The sequence below is a fragment of the Janthinobacterium sp. GW823-FHT06H09 genome (genome assembly GCF_058794735.1).
Genome location: NZ_JBXAHC010000017.1, coordinates 16,494 through 33,614, shown reverse-complemented (window position 1 = coordinate 33,614; position 17,121 = coordinate 16,494). Strand labels below are relative to the sequence as shown.

Below are 17,121 nucleotides of genomic sequence, written 5' to 3'. Positions count from 1 at the left end.
GCATCGTCGCCGAAAATCAGACTTCGCGCGCCAGGGCCAGAAATTCCGTGCGCAGCGCCAGGTTCGGCTGCATCTCGCCCAGCATGGCCGAGGTGATGGTTTCTTCGCCCGGCGTGCGGATGCCGCGGCTTTCCATGCACAGGTGGCGGCAGCGTACGACCACGCCCACCGATTTCGGTTCCAGCACTTCCATCAGCGCATTGGCGATCTGCATCGTCATGCGTTCCTGCACTTGCAGGCGCTTGGAGAAGCAATCGACGAGGCGCGTCAGTTTCGACAGGCCGACGATCTTGCCGTTGGGCACGTAGCCGATGGTGGCCTTGCCGAAGAACGGCGCCAGATGGTGTTCGCAGTGGCTGTAGACGGGGATGCCGCGCACGACGATCAGCTCGTTGTACTGTTCCGCGCCATCTTCAAAGGCTTTCAGCAAGTCCACCGGGTCCTGGCCATAACCGGACGTCCAGTGCTTCCACGCCTTGGCCACGCGCGCCGGCGTTTCCAGCAAGCCAGGACGCTGCGGATCTTCACCAAGGCTGCTGATCAGCCGGCGCCAGTCGTTTTCGGAGAATTCTTCTTGAGACATGCTAAACCACCCTAAAATTTTCAATTGCCGCCAGTATATAGAAAATGCGGCAGGCTGCCTGAGCAGCCCCAGCTTTACGACTGCGCCGGCGGCCGGTGCGCGCCGACCAGCAGCGCGGAAATCGACACGCTCGAACTCGGTTCCGGCCACGCATCGCCGGGGCCGAACCAGCGCGCCTCGGCGATCTCGTTCTCGTCGAGGCGAATTTCGCCATCGAGATAATCGGCTGTAAACGCGATCATCAGCGAATGGGGAAACGGCCAGGACTGGCTCATGAAGTACTGCAAGTTATGCACGCGCAAGCCTACCTCTTCCATCACTTCGCGGTGCACGGCTTCCTCGATCGATTCGCCCGCTTCCAGGAAACCGGCCAGCGGGCTGAAGCGCTGCGATGGCGAATTTTTATGCATCGCCAGCAACACCTGGTCGCCCTTGCGGATGAGCACCATCATGGCGGGCGAAATGCGCGGGTACGCGAGCATGCCGCAGGCGGCGCACGTAAAGCAGCGTTCACCGCGCGTGCGCTGCATGGGCGTGGCGCACACGCCGCAATGGCGGTGCGTGCGCGCCCATTCGGCCAACTGCACGGCGCGGCTGGCCAGGCCAAGGAAGTCATCGTCGACGGCGTTGAACAGGGAACGCATGCCGTGATACGCCAAGCCGCTATCGGCGGGCAACAACTCCGCATCCGTCCAGACCGTCTGGCAATAGCGGCCCTGCCACCAGCCCACGGGCTGGGCGCGGCTCAGGTCAATATCGAGCACGGCCGCCTCGGCGGCAGTGGGCAGGGTCAGCCCGGGCATACGCAACAGCAGGCGCCCGCGGTGAAAGACGAATGTCAGCGTCTCGGTGGCGGCCGGGGCCGGTTCGGGCGTGTCGATCAGGGGGACGAAGGCAAGGGGCGTGTGCAGCATGTGCTGGGAAGAAATTTGTAAAGGTTGCTCATCATACTCCCGCTGCCAAACGCTTGCGCGCATAGCAGCGCCCGGGCTGCAAAGCAAGCATTCATGAGCCATGCGCATGTTTTTTTTGCGCTAAGTCCAATCCGTTGCGTAAACGATACTGATAACGATTCTCATTTACGAAATAGCGCCCAGTTATTACAATACCGCCTATTCCGTCTCCATCGCCAGCCACTTGCCCGCGTGCCCAAGCACTGCGGCGCAGAGCCAGCCAGGAACCACCACCCTGAACTTATCGAGAGAGCAAGATGGCAATCAAGAGCCGCAAACACGCCCCAACCCGTTTCAACCAGCACATCGGCGCCGCCCTGGCCGTGATGCTGCTGCCCGTCGCCGCCCAGGCGGCCGACCCCGCCGGCCAAAGCGCCCCGGCATCGCAGCAAACCCTGAACGAAATCAAGGTCGTGGGCTCGAAGGAAAATGATTTCAAGGCCGAAAAAGCCTCGTCGCCGAAATACACGGAAGATCTCGTCAACACGGCGCAAACCATCGTCGTGATCAAGAAGGAATTGATCGAACAGCAAGGCGCGCTGACCCTGACGGACGCGCTGCGCAACACGCCTGGCGTCGGTACCTTCTTCCTCGGTGAAAACGGCAACACGAACACGGGCGACGCCGTCTACATGCGCGGCTTCGATGCCTCGGGCAGCATCTATGTCGATGGCGTGCGCGACGTGGGCTCCATCTCGCGCGACGTCTTCAACATCGAACAGATCGACGTATTGAAGGGCCCGGCGGGCACGGACAGCGGCCGCGGTTCGCCCACCGGTTCGATCAACCTGGTCAGCAAGACGGCCACCATGGAAAACAAGTTCAATTCGCTGCTGACGGCCGGCAGCGGCAAGCAGAAACGCGCCACGGCCGACTGGAACCGCATCATCGACGCCGATTCCGGCACGGCTTTCCGCCTGAACCTGATGACGCAGGACAGCGGCAATCCGGCGCGCGACGAAGTCAAGAACAAGCGCTGGGCCTTCGCGCCTACCGTCACCTTCGGCATCGGCAAGCCGACGCGCATCACGGCCAGCTACCTGCACGTAGATCAAAATAACGTGCCCGACGGCTTCGTGCCCACCATCGGCCTGCCCGGCTACAGCACGCCGGACAGTATCACGCCGACGAACAAGGTCATCCGCACCTTCCTGAATAGCGCCGCCAAGGTCGATCCAAAGAATTTCTACGGTTCCACCGCGGACCACGACAAGGTCAAGGCCGACATGGGCACCTTGCGCATCGATCACGATTTCTTGCCCAACGTGCAGATTCAGAACACCACGCGCTACGGCAAGACCAAGCAGGATTACCTGTTGACGGCCTTCATGGGCAGCACCGCCAACCTGAAGACGCCGGTGGCCACCGATCCGTCGACCTGGACCCTGGCGCGCTCGCTGCGCACCGTCAAGGATCAGGAAAACACGATTCTGACCAACCAGACCGTGGTCAGCGCGCAATTCGATACGGGCGTGCTCAAGCACTCCGTGGTGGCCGGCGCCGAATTCACCAGCGAAAAGCAGACCAACTACAGCTATGTGCCTGCCAGCCTGGGCACCATGCCGGACGCCAATCTGTACCATCCGAACCCGCGCGACCCCGTCACCGGCTACCAGCCCGTGCGCAGCGGCGCCTACAGCCAAGGCGAAGTCAACACGCAAAGCGCCTATGTCTTCGACACCATCAAGTTCGGCGACAAATGGATCTTCAACGGCGGCGTGCGCTTCGACCATTTCAACACCAGCTATGACTCCGTCACCCTGCAGACGGCCGTCGCCGCAGGCCAGGTGCAAAAACTGCCGGTAGGCACGCCTATTCCTGTTCACATCACCCTGAACGACACCTTCGCCAACGGCAAGATCTCGGCCCTGTACAAGCCGACGCCGGACAGCAGCGTGTATGCGCTGTGGGCCACCTCGAAGGCGCCGCCGGGCACCAACTTCACGCTGAGCACGGGCGCCAGCAGCGCGCAAAATCCGATGTATGATCCGCAGGAAACCACCACCAAGGAAATCGGCACCAAATGGGATTTCCTGAAACAAAAACTGTCGTTGTCGGCCGCCGTCTACCAGACGGACGTGAAAAATGAAGTAGAGCAAGATCCCGTCGACCTGATCTACTATCAGAATGGCAAGAAACGCGTGCAGGGCGTCGAAATCGGCATGGTGGGCGAGATCATGCCGAACTGGCTGGTCAGCGCCGGCTACACGCGCATGAATACCAAGGTCGAGTCGGGCAAGGTCGTCACGGCCAGCGGCATCAATAACCTCAGCTACACGCCGAAACAGGCGTTCACGGGCTGGACCTCGTACACCCTGCCCTTCGGCCTGAAGATCGGCGGCGGCGCGCGTTACGTGGGTGAAATGCTGCGCGGCACCGATGGCGCCGTCGGTACGCCGGCCCGCGTGGATGCCTACTGGGTCTTCGACGCCATGGCAACCTACACCGTCAACAAGAACCTCGACTTGCAGTTGAACGCCTACAATCTGGCCGACAAGACCTATGTGGCAGCCATCAACAAGTCCGGCTTCCGCTACACGCCAGGCCAGCCCCATTCGTTCAGCCTGACGGCGAATATCAAGTTCTAACATCTAGAGAACACGCATCGCGTCACATCAAGCCCCTCTTCGGAGGGGCTTTTTTATTGTCCTGATAATCTTGTCTTTTTGGCGCACCGCCGCCCTGCCGCGACTAGCGTATGAAAAGTCATACAGCGATGCGCTTGCGCGTCCAATATTTCGCGCAAACGTGCAAAGTTGCAACATCTAAGCAACAAAAAAGCTTCCTCAAATCAACAACTTAAGAAGTTAGGTTCCAAATTCCCATTTCAGGCATATCCTTTGCTATGTACAGGTTTTGCTGCAAATAATCGCTGGCACGCAAGGGCTTGTTTTTGAGAAATATTGACTCCAAGCTTGAGTTGCTCGCAATCAATAATCCGCTCACAGCGGCGTTTCACCGGAGGAGTCATAATGAAAAAGAAACGGCCATTAACCCTGTACATCCTGATTGCCATGATCCTCGGCATTGCCGTCGGTTATGGATGCCATTCCGCTTTCCCCGATGCGGACATGAGCAAGCAAATCGCTGGCAATATTTCCATCGTCACCGACGTCTTCCTGCGCCTGATCAAGATGATCATTGCGCTGCTGGTGTTCTCCACCCTGACGGTCGGCATCGCCCACATGGGCGACGGCAAGACAGCCGGCCGCATCGGCCTGAAAGCCATGTGCTGGTTCGTCGTCGCCTCGCTGGTCTCGCTGGCGCTGGGCATGGTGCTGTCGAACCTGATGCAGCTCGGTACCAACCTGGGCTTGCCATTGCCGGACGTACACGCTTCAACGAATCTGAAAACGGCCGCCTTCACCTTGAAAGATTTCTTCACGCACCTGGTGCCGAAATCGCCGATCGAGGCCATGGCCAACAATGAAATCCTGCAAGTGCTGGTGTTCTCGATCTTCTTCGGCGGCGCACTGGCCGGCCTGGGCGAATCGGGCAAGACCCTGACGGCCGTCGTCGACCAGCTGGCGCAAGTCATGCTGCGCATCACCGGCACCATCATGAACCTGGCCCCGCTGGCCGTGTTCGCGGCAATGGCCTCCGTCATCACCACGCACGGCCTGGGCGTGCTGGTCACGTTTGCCAAGTTCATGGGCGGCTTCTACCTGGGCCTGATGTGCCTGTGGGCCCTGCTGATCGGCGCCGGCTTCGTCGTCATCGGCCCGCGCATCTTCAAGCTCGTCGGCCTGATCCGCGAACCATTCCTGCTGGCATTCTCGACGGCCAGCTCGGAAGCGGCCTATCCAAAACTGCTGACGGCGCTCGACCAGTTCGGCGTGGACCGCAAGATTTCCAGCTTCGTGTTGCCGATGGGCTACTCCTTCAATCTGGACGGCTCGATGATGTACTGCACCTTCGCCGTGCTGTTCATCGCGCAAGCCTACGGTATCGACCTGTCGATCGGCACGCAGATCACCATGCTGCTGCTGCTGATGCTGACCTCGAAAGGCATGGCCGGCGTGCCGCGCGCCTCGCTGGTGGTGATTGCCGCTACCCTGAACCAGTTCAATATTCCGGAAGCGGGCCTGCTGCTGCTGATGGGCGTCGACCAGTTCCTCGACATGGGCCGTTCGGCCACCAACGCGGTCGGCAATGCCGTCGCCACGGCCGTCGTCGCCAAGTGGGAAGGTGGCCTGGCCACCGAGGAAGAAGCAGCCGCGGCCAACGCGGCCAACCAGAACACGGAAAGCCATTGGGGCGAAGCGGATCACGCTAGCAAAGCCTGATAGCGCCATGGCCCGCCACAAGCGGGCTATTTATTTGTTGTCCATGTTGAGTAACAAGCAGTCAGGTAGTGCGATCAGTAGTCATTCCAACTTATTAGAGAGATTTTCATGAAAAAAGTCCTGTTTACCCTGCTGACCCTCGGCGCAGCCTCCACCGGCGCCATGGCCCAATCGAGCGTGACCATCTACGGCGTGGCTGACGCCGGCCTGGTGTTCGACAAGGATGCGGCCGGAGACCGCCTGAACCGCGTCGCTTCCGGCGTCGCCTCGGGCTCGCGCATCGGCTTCAAAGGCAAGGAAGACCTGGGCGGCGGCCTGGCCGCCACCTTCGTGCTGGAAAGCGGTTTCAATATCGATACCGGCACCTCGGGTCAGGGCGGCCTGCTGTTCGGCCGTCAGGCGTATGTCGGCCTGACCGGCAGCGCCGGCGCCGTCACCCTGGGCCGCCAGTACTCGCCGTACTACCTGGCCCTGCGCGACGTGGCCGATCCGTTTGTCATCGGCCTGGCCGGCACGGCGTCGAACCTGATGGTGACGAATATCCGCGTCGATAACATGGTGCAATACAGCACGCCGACCTGGAGCAAACTGTCGGCCGACCTGGCGTACGGCTTTGGCGAAGTGGCCGGCGACAACGCGAAAAACCGCAGCATGGGCGGCGCCGTGCACTACATCGATGGCCCGCTGAACGTGACCCTGACGCACCACCGCAAGGAAAATGCGCTGGCGACCCAGCAAACGCGCAACACCCTGCTGGCCACGCGCTACGACTTTGGCGTGCTGCAAGGCAACTTCGGCTACGCCGACAACCGTGCCCTCGACAACAGCAAGAGCAACGACATCCTCGTCGGCTTCAGCGCCCCGTTCGGCGCCACCAAGCTGGTCGCCTCGTACATCCGCCACAACGACAAGAGCAACCTGAACCGTGATGCCCAGCAGTGGGCCATCGGCGCGTTCTACGCCCTGTCCAAGCGCACCGACCTGTACACCGGCTATGGCCACATCAGCAACAAGAACGGCGCCACCTTCGTCGTCGGCAACGCCACCGACAATGGCACCGGCAACAGCGGTTTCAACCTCGGTATGCGTCATACGTTCTAAGGACGTCGGCCAAAATCTACTGCGCGGCGCGCTTTGCGGCCGGCGATGCTCACCGTACTAAAGTACGGTTGCGCTTCTCGGCCACAAATCACTGCCGCTCGCTACGATTTTGTCGGACGTCGAAAGGTCCATGAAATAAATGCGTAAATGCGCAGGCCGCCGGATGCATGTCCGGCGGCTTTTTTTATGTTGAGACACATCAAGATGCGATACTGTGGGTTCTTGCAAGTTGGCAGCTGATTTTATGAATAGCAGTACTACCAAATCCTCCCTTTCCTGGCGCCAGCGCCTGTCGCAACGGTCGGGCCGCGAAACGCTGGCCTGGGGCGTGGTGCTGGCCGCCTGCCTGGCCACCGTCTGGCTCGTGTATTTTTGGACGGAACGCATCGCCATCGGCAAGCTGCAGGCGAGCGGCGCGCAGCGCCTCGAGGTGTATGTGAGCAGCCTGGAAAACGCGCTGGAGAAATACGACTTCCTGCCCAAGACCCTGGAACTGAACCGCGACGTGATCCGCCTGCTGCAGCACCCGGAAGACCCGGTGCTGGTCGACACCGTCAACCATTACCTCGAGCAGATGAATGCCCAGGCGAAATCCTCGACCATTTTCATCAGCAACCTCGACGGCAACACACGGGCCGCCAGCAACTGGCAGGGGCCGGACAGCTTTATTGGCGACAACATCTCGTTCCGCCCCTACGCCCAGGATGCCTTGCGCGGCACGCCGGGCCGCTTTTATGGCGTGGGCACGACGCGCTTGGAGCCCGGTTACTTCTTTGCCCACGGCATCTACCAGAATGGCCACATGCTGGGCCTGGCGACGGTGAAGGTGAACCTGGAAACCCTGGAAAAACGCTGGGTACAGGGCGCAGACAAGGTCATGCTGGCCGACGAGCACGGCGTGATCTTCCTCAGTTCCATGGCGGACTGGAAGTACAAGACCCTGGCGCCGCTGTCGCCCGCCGTCGTCGAAGAACTCAACCGCACGCGCCAGTATTACTCGAAGCAACTGGAAGCCATTCCCTTCGTTTCCGACCGCCAGCTGGGCAATGGCGCGCGCGTGATCAGCGTGCGCGAACAGGAACATGCCGACACGCCGCCGAAGACCAGCTCGAGCGTCATGACGCAGATCAAGCTCAAGTCGCCGCAAGGCTGGACCTTCATTTACCTGTCCGACCTGGCGCAGGCCAAGGCCAGCGCGCGCGCCGCGGCCGCCTTCTCCTGCGTGCTGCTGGGCTTTTTCATGCTGCTGTTCTTTTACCTGCGCCAGCGCCGCGCGGCCGTGGCGCAAAAACTGCGCGCCCGCGAAGACTTGCAGCATGCCTACGACAACCTGGAAGCCATGGTCGAGGAGCGCACGTCGGAACTCAATGCCATGACGCAAAGCCTGAGCCAGGAAATCGAGGTGCGCAGCAAGGCCGAACAGAAACTCCACATCACGCAGAATGAACTTTTCCAAGCAGGCAAGATGGCCGTACTGGGACAGATGTCGGCCAGCATCACGCATGAACTGAACCAGCCGCTGACGGCGCTGCGCACCATGTCCGACAATGCCGTCATTCTGCTCGAGCGGGGCCGGCTCGACGACGCGCGGCGCAACCTGGCGAAGATCTCGCAAATTGCGGCCAGGATGGGGACCATTACGGGGCAATTGAAGATCTTTGCGCGCAAATCGACGACCAGCCTGACCTCCGTCTCGATTCCCACGGCGATCAGCAACGCCCTGTTCCTCGTCGAACGCCGGCTGCAGGTGGAAAATGTGCGTTTTACGTTGCAACTGCCGCCCGAGGACATCTTCGCCATGTGCGAAAGCAACCGCCTCGAGCAGGTGCTGGTGAACCTGTACGCCAATGCGCTCGACGCCATGAACGGCAGCGACGTGCGCAGCCTGCGCGTGGCCGTCGAATGCACGCACGAGCACGTGCTGATCCACGTGGCCGACACGGGGCCGGGCCTGTCGACGGAAGTGTATGAACACCTGTTCGAACCATTCTTCACGACCAAACCGCAAGGCCTGGGACTGGGTCTGGGGCTGGCCATTTCCGAACAGATCACGCGCCAGTTCGGCGGCGTGCTGCGCGCCGAAAACGCCCCCGGCGGCGGCGCCATCTTCACCATCGAACTACAGATTGCAACGCAGGAGGAAAAACATGTTTGACGGCTTGAAGGTCTTGCTGGTCGAAGACGACCCCACCGTACGCGAAGGCAGCGAACAGGCACTGCAGCTGGCCGGCCTGGACGTGCTGGCCTTCCACTCGGCCGAGCTGGCCTATAAACTGCTGACGCCCGATTTCCCCGGCATCGTCGTGAGCGACGTGCGCCTGCCCGGCATGAGCGGCCTGGAATTGCTGCAAGCGGTCAAGACGCTCGACGCCAACCTGCCCGTGATCCTCGTCACGGGCCACGGCGACATCACCATGGCCGTGCACGCCATGCGCACGGGCGCCTACGATTTCATCGAAAAACCGTATTCATCCGACCAGCTGGTCGACGTCATCCTGCGCGCGCTGGAAACCCGGCGCCTGACCCTGGAAGTGCACAGCCTGCGCCGCCAGCTCGAGGACGGCGGCGGCATCGAAGCACGCTTATTGGGCAATTCCGTGGCGATGCGCGACATACGGCGTTTGATACTCGACGTTGCAGACGAACCGGCCGACGTGCTGATCTATGGCGATACGGGCACGGGCAAGGAAATGGTGGCACGCTGCCTGCACGACTTCAGCCACCGCCGCAAGCACAACTTTGTCGCCGTCAACTGCGGCGCGATTCCCGAAAGCATATTCGAAAGCGAAGTCTTCGGCCACGAACCGGGCGCATTTACGGGCGCGGCCAAACGGCAGGTGGGCAAGATCGAGCACGCGGACCAGGGCACGTTCTTCCTCGATGAAATCGAAAGCCTGCCCCTGTCCCTGCAAGTGAAATTGCTGCGCGTGCTCCAGGAACGCTATATCGAACGCCTGGGTTCGAACGTGCCCACACCCGTCGACGTGCGCGTCATCGCGGCGGCCAAGCTGGACCTGGAAGACTTGTCGCAGCAACAAAAATTCCGCAGCGACCTGTATTACCGTTTGAATTTGATCGTGCTGCATCTGCCGCCGCTGCGCGAACGGCGCGAAGACATTCCCATCCTGTTCGAACACTTCGTGCTGGCTGCCGCCGCCCGCTACAACCGCGCCGCGCCCGTCGTCTCGAGCGCGCAGATGCGCAACCTGATGGCCCATTCCTGGCCCGGCAATGTGCGCGAATTGCGCAATATCGCCGACCGCTTCGTGCTCGGCATCGCCGGCGGCGCCTCGAGCCTGCTGGCGAGCGCCCAGCCCAGCCCGTTGTCGCTGGCGGAGCAAGTCAACGGCTTCGAACGCGCCCTGATCGAACAGGAACTGCGCGCATATGCGGGCAACGTCAGCGAAGTGAGCACGGTGCTCGGATTGCCGAAACAAACCTTGTATCACAAGATGCAGAAGTACAACCTGGTGGCGGAAGAATTCCGCTAGGCGTCTGGAGGGAGGCGAAGCGATTCAAAAAAGCAAAAGAAATATTGCCGAATGGTATATATTGTTTCTTTTTGATAATTTCTTAAAGCCAATGAAAAAACCTGCTTTCCTCTTTTCCCTGTTGCTCTGCAGCGCCAGTTTTGCCCAGGATACCGCCACCACCGAAGCACCCGCTGCCGAAGCGGCCAGCGTGCCAGCGGCGCCGGCAACATCGGCCATCAGCCGCCTGCGCCTGTTCGGCCAGAATGGCGCCACGGCCTTCCTGTACCGCGACAGCAGCTGCATTCGCGGCATGTTCAGCGATGGCGTGGAAAAGGCCAGTGGAGGCATGAGTTCCGCCTTCGGTTCCCTGATCGGCAGTGTCAGCAATACCAGCCTGGGCATCCCGGAGACGGAAACGTCGAAAAACCTGTCGCGCAAGGATGGGATTTTCTCGAAAGCCTATTTCCGCGAATACGAAGTTCCAGCCGACAAGCCAAGCAGCCTGCGTATCGGCTTCCAGGACGTTTCGCCATTTTATGTGGTCAACGGCATCAACTATGAAACCGTCTCGCCCAGCTGCAGTGGCGACATCACCTTCAGGCCGCGCGCGGGCGAAGATTACGAAGCGGCGTTCTCGTGGGAAGGCAAGCGCTGCAGCATCAGCATCAACCGGGTGATCGCCAAGGACGGCAAGACGGAACTGGTCCCCGTGCCCATCACGCGCGCGCCAAGTTGCTAAGCAACATCAAGCGGCCCGACGAATCCCGTGCGCAAGGGCACGACCCAGTCGGGCCGCCCGTTGGCCAGCGCCAGCCGGGCCGCCTTGTCCCAGTCATACTTGACCGCATATAACTGCGCCGTCCAGGCGCCATCGGCGCCCTGTTCCGCGATGGCATAGCGCGCGTGCGGCGTGCCGTTTTCCATCACGTGCGGATAGCCGTGGTCGTCGTCGTAGGCCTGCAAGCCGACGCTGCCCGGATTGACGATCAGCCGTCCATCGGCCAGGCGCACCTGGCGCGGCATGTGCGTGTGGCCGCACAGGATCAAGGCCGCGTCGGCATCGCCGGCCCGTTCGGCCACCTCCTGCTGCGTGGCGGCGCGGCTGCCTTGCGGCGTGACGCTGTCGAGAAAATACACGAGATCGCTTGTCGGCGTGCCATGCACGAGCAGCACGTCTTTGCGCAAGCGCAAGGTGGCGGGCAGCGCCGCGATCCAGTCCAGTTGCTCCGGCAGCAGTTGCGCGCGCGCAAAAGCGTCGGACAAGCCCATGCGGGCCGGGTCGCCGAACAATTGGCGCTCGTGGTTGCCGCGGATGGTGGGCAAGCCGAGCCCCATCAGGCGCGCCGCCGTGGCGCGCGGCTGCAGATGGCCCGAGACGATATCGCCCAGATTGACGGTCACGTCCACGTCACGCCGGGCGATGTCGTCCAGCACGGCCTCCAGCGCATCAAGGTTGCCGTGGATATCGGAAATGGCGGCGATTCTCATGTTCCCTCCTGTGCGCCCCATTCTGCGCGCGTCAGACGATACAGGCAATGGGTGCGCAATGCGTGTCCTGGCGGCAGGGCCGGATGCTCGAAGGTGGCAGCATCGCGACGCATGCCCAGGCGCGCCATCAGGGTGCTCGAGCGCACGTTGGGCAAGGCCGTGAACGAGACGATCTCCGGCAGTTGCAAACGCTCGAAACCAACCTGCAGGGCGGCGTGCGCCGCTTCCTGCGCGTAACCTTGTCCCCAGTAATCGAACGCCAGACGCCAGCCGATTTCCACGCATGGCGAGCACGGCAATTGCGCGTCGGGGCTATGCAGCCCCGTCATGCCGATGAAGGCATTGTTTTCACGCAAGGTTACCGCCCATAAACCCCAGCCCCGCCCGGCGATCAATCCGCTGCAGCGCCGCGCCATAGCGTCGCTGGCGTCGCGCGACAGGGCGGCCGGGAAATATGCCGTCACGCGGGGATCGGCATTCAGCGCCGCGAATGGCGGCAAGTCGCTGTCGCGCCATTGGCGCAGCAGCAAACGCGGTGTCGCCAGCTCGATGATTGCTTGCATCGTTTTCCTCTCCTCTAACCAGGACTTACATACGGTAGGACAAATCCGACGGTAATTTGCGCCGTGCGGCTACGTAATTCAAAAGTAACAATTGCTACCATTTCCTCATTGCACTGTTGCCCAAAACGTCGCGACAGTTTTCACTTTATTTTGAGGAGTTACCCCATGTCTGTCATGTCCGTGTCCACCCGCCTGTCCCCACCACGCCCGCACCACCTCGCCTTGCGCGGCGCCATGATGCTGGGCGTGCTGGGCATTGCCACGGCGGCCGCCACTGCACGGGCCGAGCCATCGCCCACGCTGGACCGTGTCAGCATCTCGGTGGGGGCGTTTTCCGCCGATCCGCGCATCAATATCGGCGCCGACACGCAATTTGGCCGCATCGACGCGCCCGAATCGAAGCCAAGCCATACGACCATCCCGCGCATCAAGGCGGACTTGCTGATCGGCGACCGCCATGGCCTGGCATTCGACTACTACCGCTACGACAAATCCTACACGCCAAGCCTGACGGGCGAGACCGTCATCAATGGCCAGCCCGTCACGGGAACGGCCACGGCAAATGCCGATCTGAAGCTGGACCTGGCCAAGCTGGCCTATAAATGGTGGCTCGGCAGCGGCAACGACACCTTGGGCATCGGTCTGGGCGCCGCCTATTACCATGCCAACCTGAACGGCACGGCCACCGGCGTCGTCAATGGCGAAACGGCCACGGCGCGTGATTCCATCGGCGAACACGCGTTTGCGCCGCTGCTGGAAGTGGGCTGGCGCCATGCCTTCACGCCGGATTTGCGCATGTATGCGGAAGCGTCGGGCATCAAGAAAAATGGCGGGCGCATCAACGGCCACATCTACGGCGGCAATATCGGCGTGGAGTGGTTCCCGTTCAAGAATATCGGTTTCGTGGCCGACTACGGCATCTCGAAAATCAAGCTGCACCGCGACAGCGAACGCGATGCCGACCTGAACATCCGCCTGACGGGACCGTCAGCATATGTGAAAGTACGCTTCTAAACCGGCTCAGGCCGCCGGTTTCAGCAAAGTCAGCTGGAACTGCGGCAAGTCCGGATCCTCGTACGCCTCGATCCTGGCAAACGGCAGGCGCGCAAATGCCTGCCGCCAGAACGCGCAGGCAGCGGCATCGGCGCGGAACATCGCCACCAGCCACGTCTGCTCGCTGCCCAGCAGCACGCGGCGTACCACTTCCAGCGCCACGCCCCGGCGCCGGTACTTCTTCAAAATAAAGAAGTCGCTGAACTCCTGCACCGGCAGCTTGCCCGCCACGCCAGGCTCCGTGATGAAAAAGCCCGCCAGCGCACCATCGACCTCGATCCAGACGGCAGTATGCGCGGGCGCATGCACATACTCGGCCAGCCCGGCATCGCACACATCGTAGCGGCCATCGGCCAGCACGTCTTCGCCACTCCAGGCCGTATTTTCGTAGCAGTACAGCTGGAACAGCCGCGCCAGCGCCCCTTCTTCGCCGGGCGCAACGGCGCGTAATATCATGTTCTGTGCGACTGGCATGGTCCCGTCTTTCCGACGCCTGGCGTCGCTGAAAATAGCGAGTGTAGCACCGGGTCACTCATCTCCCTGCTGCATTCCAGCGCTGCATTGCCACGCCAACAGGCCGCGCTATCGGTGACAGCGCGGGCTGTTTTTTCTGCGCGGTCAATACCTCAACGGTACACGAGACCACCATCGATCAGCGGCGCCTGGCCCGTCATGTAATCGGCGTCAGGCCCTGCCAGGAAGGAAACGAGTCCCGCCACGTCATCGGGCGTCTCGGCGCGTCCCAGCGCGATGCCGTCCACAAATTTTTTATACGTCGCACCCAGCTCGGCGCCTGTCACTTCGGCCATGCGCTTGTCGATCTCAACCCACATGTCCGTGCCGACGACGCCAGGGCAATACGCGTTGACGGTGATGCCGTCGGCCGCCAGTTCCTTGGCCGCCGCCTGCGTCAGCGCGCGCACGGCAAACTTGGTGGCACAATACACGCCCAGCAGAGCAAAGCCGTCGTGCCCGGCGATGGAGCAGGCATTGATGATCTTGCCCTTCTGCTTGCGCTTCTTGAAGGTCTTGGCGGCCGCCTGGATACCCCAGAGCGTCCCTTGCACATTGATGCGCATGATGCGGTCGACCTCTTCCGGCGTGACGTCGAGCAGCGGCTGCACTTGCGCGATGCCGGCGTTGTTGACGATGATGTCGAAGCCGCCCAGTTCCTGTTCGGCAAACGCCACCGCCGCGCTCACCTGATCGAGCTGCGACACGTCGGCAATGAAGGTGATGGCGCGGCGCCCCAGCGCGCGCACTTCGGCGGCGGCCGCGTCCAGCTTTTCCTGGTGCAGGTCGACCAGCGCGATATCGGCGCCATCCTTGGCCAGGCGCAAGGCGATGGCCTTGCCGATACCTTGCGCGGCACCTGTGACCAGCGCGACTTTTCCGGAAATACCCATTCTGCGTTCCTTTCAATACAGGGAAGAAGAGCTGCAAAACCGGTCCGGCGCAGCGGCGCCCGCAGCCAGTTCCGCATCGAAGAGACGCTTCAGCCTACCCGAAAATCGTATTTCGCCGCATCTTGAAACGTGCGCGGCCAGAAAAACTACATAGGTCAAGAAAGGTGAAAAAACCGTCCTCGAACTGGCCATACGCGCGCTGCCGTACAGGCGCATGGCAACCGCTGGCGTAACATGGACGGCATCGCCACCGTCTGCTTATTCATCCACGTTCAAAGGAAATGCCATATGCTGCGTCGTCACCTGTCCCTTTGCCCCGGCCTGCTGCTGGCGGCCCTCGTGTTTGCCACGCCCGCCTGGAGCGCCGACCCTGTCCACAAGGAAACAGTGGAATTGACGGCAGGCAAAGCCGCGCGCAGCGTGAAAGGCAAGATCAAGGGCTACGCCACGGCCGAATATACGCTGACAGGCAAGGCCGGCCAGACCCTCAGCGTCAAGCTGAAAACCAATCAGGCGTCGAATTACTTCAACATCCGCCAGGCCGGCCAGGAGGAAGCCCTGTTCATCGGCTCGACCAGCGGCAACAGTTACCAGGCGAAACTGCCAGCCGATGGCGAGTACACGGTGCAGGTGTATTTGATGCGCAACGCGGCGCGCAGGAATGCGGTAGCCAGCTACAGTCTGGAGATGGGCTTGCGCGATTAGGCAAGGGAGTCCGCGCGGTCGATGCGGGCCGCATAACAGCCCCGCTTGGCATTGTGGACGTGGATATAACTGACGTCCGCATTGCCGAATAGTCGTGCAATGACGGCCTCGATGGCGGTGCCTTCCACCACATCGGCATCGAGCATCATGCCGTCGGCGCAATAGGCACGCAGCGACAACAAACGCCGCCGCATCGATTCCGGTACTTGATTGATGGCATCGTACACTTGCGTGGCGCCCTCGCGGACAAAAATGGCGTGGCAAGCCCGGTAAGGCGTCATGGCGGGCTGGCACACATGGTTCAACAACAGCACGGTCTCGCCCAGCGGGGCGTCCTCCAGCATTATACGGTCAGGAAATCCGGGGTATTGGTCGACCACGTAGCGCCGCATGCCGAGCGCCGCCAGCTCGGCATCGGATAGGAAAAAAAAGGGTAGAAAAGGCTCGGGTGACAGCCCCGTAATGCGAAAATCCATGCTGTTCTCCGGCGTCGTCAAAAACACCATCAGACCAGCATCGGGACAGCGCCGCCATCCGCTTCTTGCGATCGAATGTCAGCATGCGCCCCCGCATCGCCGTCTACAGCCCGTGCCCATAAAAAAAGCCTGCTTCACGGATGAAGCAGGCTCTTTATCGACAGTGTCTGACGCCAGGCGTCAGAACGGCGTGCTTAGAACGGAATGTCGTCATCCATATCCGAGAAGTTCGGCGCTGGCTTCGGTGCCGGGCGTGGCGCCGGTGCCGGAGCTGGACGCGGGGCAGGCGCCTGGCGCGGGGCCGGGGCGTCGTAACCGCCGCCACCACCGTAGCTGTCATCGCCACCGCCGGCGTCGCCGCCCATGCCGGAACGGCCGCCCAGCATTTGCATCTGTTCCGCGATGATGTCGGTTGCGTACTTCTCGACGCCGTCCTTGTCCGTGTATTTACGGGTTTGCAGACGGCCTTCGACGTAGACGGACGAGCCTTTTTTCAGGTATTGGCCGACGATTTCCGCCAGGCGGCCGAAGAACGAGATACGGTGCCACTCTGTCAATTCTTTTTGTTCGCCCGTGTTGCGGTCCTTCGATTTGTACGAAGTGGCCACGGCGATGTTGGCGATCGCGTCGCCGCTAGGCATGTAGCGGATTTCCGGGTCACGGCCCAGATTGCCGACGATGATGACTTTGTTGACTGATGCCATGAATAACTCCTGATGAACTGCAGCGGGAGCCGGTGTCCCGCGCGTTAGTTTAGTGTACTAAACGAGGATTATAAGCGACCACGCGACGCAAAGCACCCGCTTTCTGGCGGACGCCATCTCCCGTGCGGCAGCACGTTTTTTTCACGGCAGAGGAAAACAAGAAACTTGAATACTGGTATTATATACAGTATTCAAACGTTAGTACGCATCTGCATCAAACTTTGTCAGGGCACGTTCGCCCGGCGGCGCAATCCGCCCATGGACGCCTCAGGCATGCAGAGCAAAACCCGGCTATAGTTACAGGTTGACCCGTTGTGGCTCCTCATCTGC

16 protein-coding genes are annotated in these 17,121 nt (G+C 61.3%); 8 read left to right on the top strand and 8 right to left on the bottom strand.

The genetic code is table 11. The features are described 5' to 3' along the window. Positions 1-16 precede the first annotated feature (16 nt). On the bottom strand, positions 17-583 hold the full coding sequence (folE, locus tag AC1Q6X_RS23870; RefSeq protein ID WP_034781250.1) for a GTP cyclohydrolase I FolE: 567 nt from the start codon (positions 581-583) through the stop codon (positions 17-19). 74 nt (positions 584-657) lie between these two features. Further along, positions 658-1,497: an NAD(+) diphosphatase gene (gene nudC, locus AC1Q6X_RS23865; protein ID WP_492498597.1), complete on the bottom strand. Its 840-nt coding sequence runs from the start codon at positions 1,495-1,497 to the stop codon at positions 658-660. Positions 1,498-1,793: 296 nt separating this feature from the next. On the opposite strand from nudC, the gene AC1Q6X_RS23860 reads away from it, so the two are divergent. From AC1Q6X_RS23860 to AC1Q6X_RS23835, 6 genes are all read left to right on the top strand, one after another. Further along, entirely contained in the window at positions 1,794-4,124 is a 2,331-nt protein-coding gene (locus AC1Q6X_RS23860; RefSeq protein ID WP_492498596.1) for a catecholate siderophore receptor Fiu, read from the top strand. 384 nt (positions 4,125-4,508) lie between these two features. Then, positions 4,509-5,822, top strand: a complete 1,314-nt coding sequence (locus AC1Q6X_RS23855; RefSeq protein WP_070224793.1) for a dicarboxylate/amino acid:cation symporter — start codon at positions 4,509-4,511, stop codon at positions 5,820-5,822. A gap of 108 nt (positions 5,823-5,930) precedes the next feature. Continuing rightward, positions 5,931-6,923, top strand: a complete 993-nt coding sequence (locus AC1Q6X_RS23850; protein ID WP_492498595.1) for a porin — start codon at positions 5,931-5,933, stop codon at positions 6,921-6,923. Between the two features lie 244 nt (positions 6,924-7,167). Next, positions 7,168-9,078: a sensor histidine kinase gene (locus AC1Q6X_RS23845; RefSeq protein WP_492498594.1), complete on the top strand. Its 1,911-nt coding sequence runs from the start codon at positions 7,168-7,170 to the stop codon at positions 9,076-9,078. Beyond that, on the top strand, positions 9,071-10,414 hold the full coding sequence (locus AC1Q6X_RS23840) for a sigma-54-dependent transcriptional regulator (RefSeq protein ID WP_121670679.1): 1,344 nt from the start codon (positions 9,071-9,073) through the stop codon (positions 10,412-10,414). Before AC1Q6X_RS23845 ends, AC1Q6X_RS23840 begins: the two co-directional genes overlap by 8 nt. A gap of 91 nt (positions 10,415-10,505) precedes the next feature. Next, positions 10,506-11,135: a hypothetical protein gene (locus AC1Q6X_RS23835; RefSeq protein WP_492498593.1), complete on the top strand. Its 630-nt coding sequence runs from the start codon at positions 10,506-10,508 to the stop codon at positions 11,133-11,135. Here AC1Q6X_RS23835 and AC1Q6X_RS23830 read toward each other — a convergent pair. Beyond that, positions 11,132-11,884: a metallophosphoesterase family protein gene (locus AC1Q6X_RS23830; RefSeq protein WP_492498592.1), complete on the bottom strand. Its 753-nt coding sequence runs from the start codon at positions 11,882-11,884 to the stop codon at positions 11,132-11,134. The two genes, AC1Q6X_RS23835 and AC1Q6X_RS23830, sit on opposite strands and share 4 nt — an antisense overlap. Further along, on the bottom strand, positions 11,881-12,447 hold the full coding sequence (locus AC1Q6X_RS23825) for a GNAT family N-acetyltransferase (RefSeq protein WP_070224799.1): 567 nt from the start codon (positions 12,445-12,447) through the stop codon (positions 11,881-11,883). Before AC1Q6X_RS23825 ends, AC1Q6X_RS23830 begins: the two co-directional genes overlap by 4 nt. 165 nt (positions 12,448-12,612) lie before the next feature. Between AC1Q6X_RS23825 and AC1Q6X_RS23820 the strand changes: the two genes are divergently transcribed. Further along, positions 12,613-13,461, top strand: coding sequence for a hypothetical protein (locus AC1Q6X_RS23820; RefSeq protein ID WP_492498591.1), 849 nt, complete (start codon positions 12,613-12,615; stop codon positions 13,459-13,461). Positions 13,462-13,467: 6 nt separating this feature from the next. Here the strand turns inward: AC1Q6X_RS23820 and AC1Q6X_RS23815 are convergent, their stop codons facing one another. Then, entirely contained in the window at positions 13,468-13,974 is a 507-nt protein-coding gene (locus tag AC1Q6X_RS23815; protein WP_143450060.1) for a GNAT family N-acetyltransferase, read from the bottom strand. A 152-nt stretch (positions 13,975-14,126) separates the two neighbouring features. After that, positions 14,127-14,906, bottom strand: coding sequence for an acetoin reductase (locus AC1Q6X_RS23810; protein ID WP_070291911.1), 780 nt, complete (start codon positions 14,904-14,906; stop codon positions 14,127-14,129). Between the two features lie 288 nt (positions 14,907-15,194). Between AC1Q6X_RS23810 and AC1Q6X_RS23805 the strand changes: the two genes are divergently transcribed. After that, entirely contained in the window at positions 15,195-15,611 is a 417-nt protein-coding gene (locus tag AC1Q6X_RS23805; protein ID WP_070291905.1) for a hypothetical protein, read from the top strand. On the opposite strand, the gene AC1Q6X_RS23800 is transcribed toward AC1Q6X_RS23805, so the two are convergent. Continuing rightward, the gene (locus AC1Q6X_RS23800) at positions 15,608-16,117 is read right to left on the bottom strand and encodes a DUF1203 domain-containing protein (protein WP_492498590.1); all 510 of its coding nucleotides are present in this window, start codon (positions 16,115-16,117) and stop codon (positions 15,608-15,610) included. The genes AC1Q6X_RS23805 and AC1Q6X_RS23800 overlap by 4 nt on opposite strands. Before the next feature lie 164 nt (positions 16,118-16,281). Next, positions 16,282-16,791, bottom strand: a complete 510-nt coding sequence (gene ssb, locus AC1Q6X_RS23795) for a single-stranded DNA-binding protein (RefSeq protein ID WP_046683231.1) — start codon at positions 16,789-16,791, stop codon at positions 16,282-16,284. Positions 16,792-17,121 lie beyond the last annotated feature (330 nt).

Excerpts from the sequence above, each read along its gene's own strand:
- folE (WP_034781250.1), bottom strand. The coding sequence starts at position 583 with ATGTCTCAAGAAGAATTCTCCGAAAACGACTGGCGCCGGCTGATCAGC.
- nudC (WP_492498597.1), bottom strand. The coding sequence starts at position 1,497 with ATGCTGCACACGCCCCTTGCCTTCGTCCCCCTGATCGACACGCCCGAA.
- AC1Q6X_RS23860 (WP_492498596.1), top strand. The coding sequence starts at position 1,794 with ATGGCAATCAAGAGCCGCAAACACGCCCCAACCCGTTTCAACCAGCAC.
- AC1Q6X_RS23855 (WP_070224793.1), top strand. The coding sequence starts at position 4,509 with ATGAAAAAGAAACGGCCATTAACCCTGTACATCCTGATTGCCATGATC.
- AC1Q6X_RS23850 (WP_492498595.1), top strand. The coding sequence starts at position 5,931 with ATGAAAAAAGTCCTGTTTACCCTGCTGACCCTCGGCGCAGCCTCCACC.
- AC1Q6X_RS23845 (WP_492498594.1), top strand. The coding sequence starts at position 7,168 with ATGAATAGCAGTACTACCAAATCCTCCCTTTCCTGGCGCCAGCGCCTG.
- AC1Q6X_RS23840 (WP_121670679.1), top strand. The coding sequence starts at position 9,071 with ATGTTTGACGGCTTGAAGGTCTTGCTGGTCGAAGACGACCCCACCGTA.
- AC1Q6X_RS23835 (WP_492498593.1), top strand. The coding sequence starts at position 10,506 with ATGAAAAAACCTGCTTTCCTCTTTTCCCTGTTGCTCTGCAGCGCCAGT.
- AC1Q6X_RS23830 (WP_492498592.1), bottom strand. The coding sequence starts at position 11,884 with ATGAGAATCGCCGCCATTTCCGATATCCACGGCAACCTTGATGCGCTG.
- AC1Q6X_RS23825 (WP_070224799.1), bottom strand. The coding sequence starts at position 12,447 with ATGCAAGCAATCATCGAGCTGGCGACACCGCGTTTGCTGCTGCGCCAA.
- AC1Q6X_RS23820 (WP_492498591.1), top strand. The coding sequence starts at position 12,613 with ATGTCTGTCATGTCCGTGTCCACCCGCCTGTCCCCACCACGCCCGCAC.
- AC1Q6X_RS23815 (WP_143450060.1), bottom strand. The coding sequence starts at position 13,974 with ATGCCAGTCGCACAGAACATGATATTACGCGCCGTTGCGCCCGGCGAA.
- AC1Q6X_RS23810 (WP_070291911.1), bottom strand. The coding sequence starts at position 14,906 with ATGGGTATTTCCGGAAAAGTCGCGCTGGTCACAGGTGCCGCGCAAGGT.
- AC1Q6X_RS23805 (WP_070291905.1), top strand. The coding sequence starts at position 15,195 with ATGCTGCGTCGTCACCTGTCCCTTTGCCCCGGCCTGCTGCTGGCGGCC.
- AC1Q6X_RS23800 (WP_492498590.1), bottom strand. The coding sequence starts at position 16,117 with ATGGTGTTTTTGACGACGCCGGAGAACAGCATGGATTTTCGCATTACG.
- ssb (WP_046683231.1), bottom strand. The coding sequence starts at position 16,791 with ATGGCATCAGTCAACAAAGTCATCATCGTCGGCAATCTGGGCCGTGAC.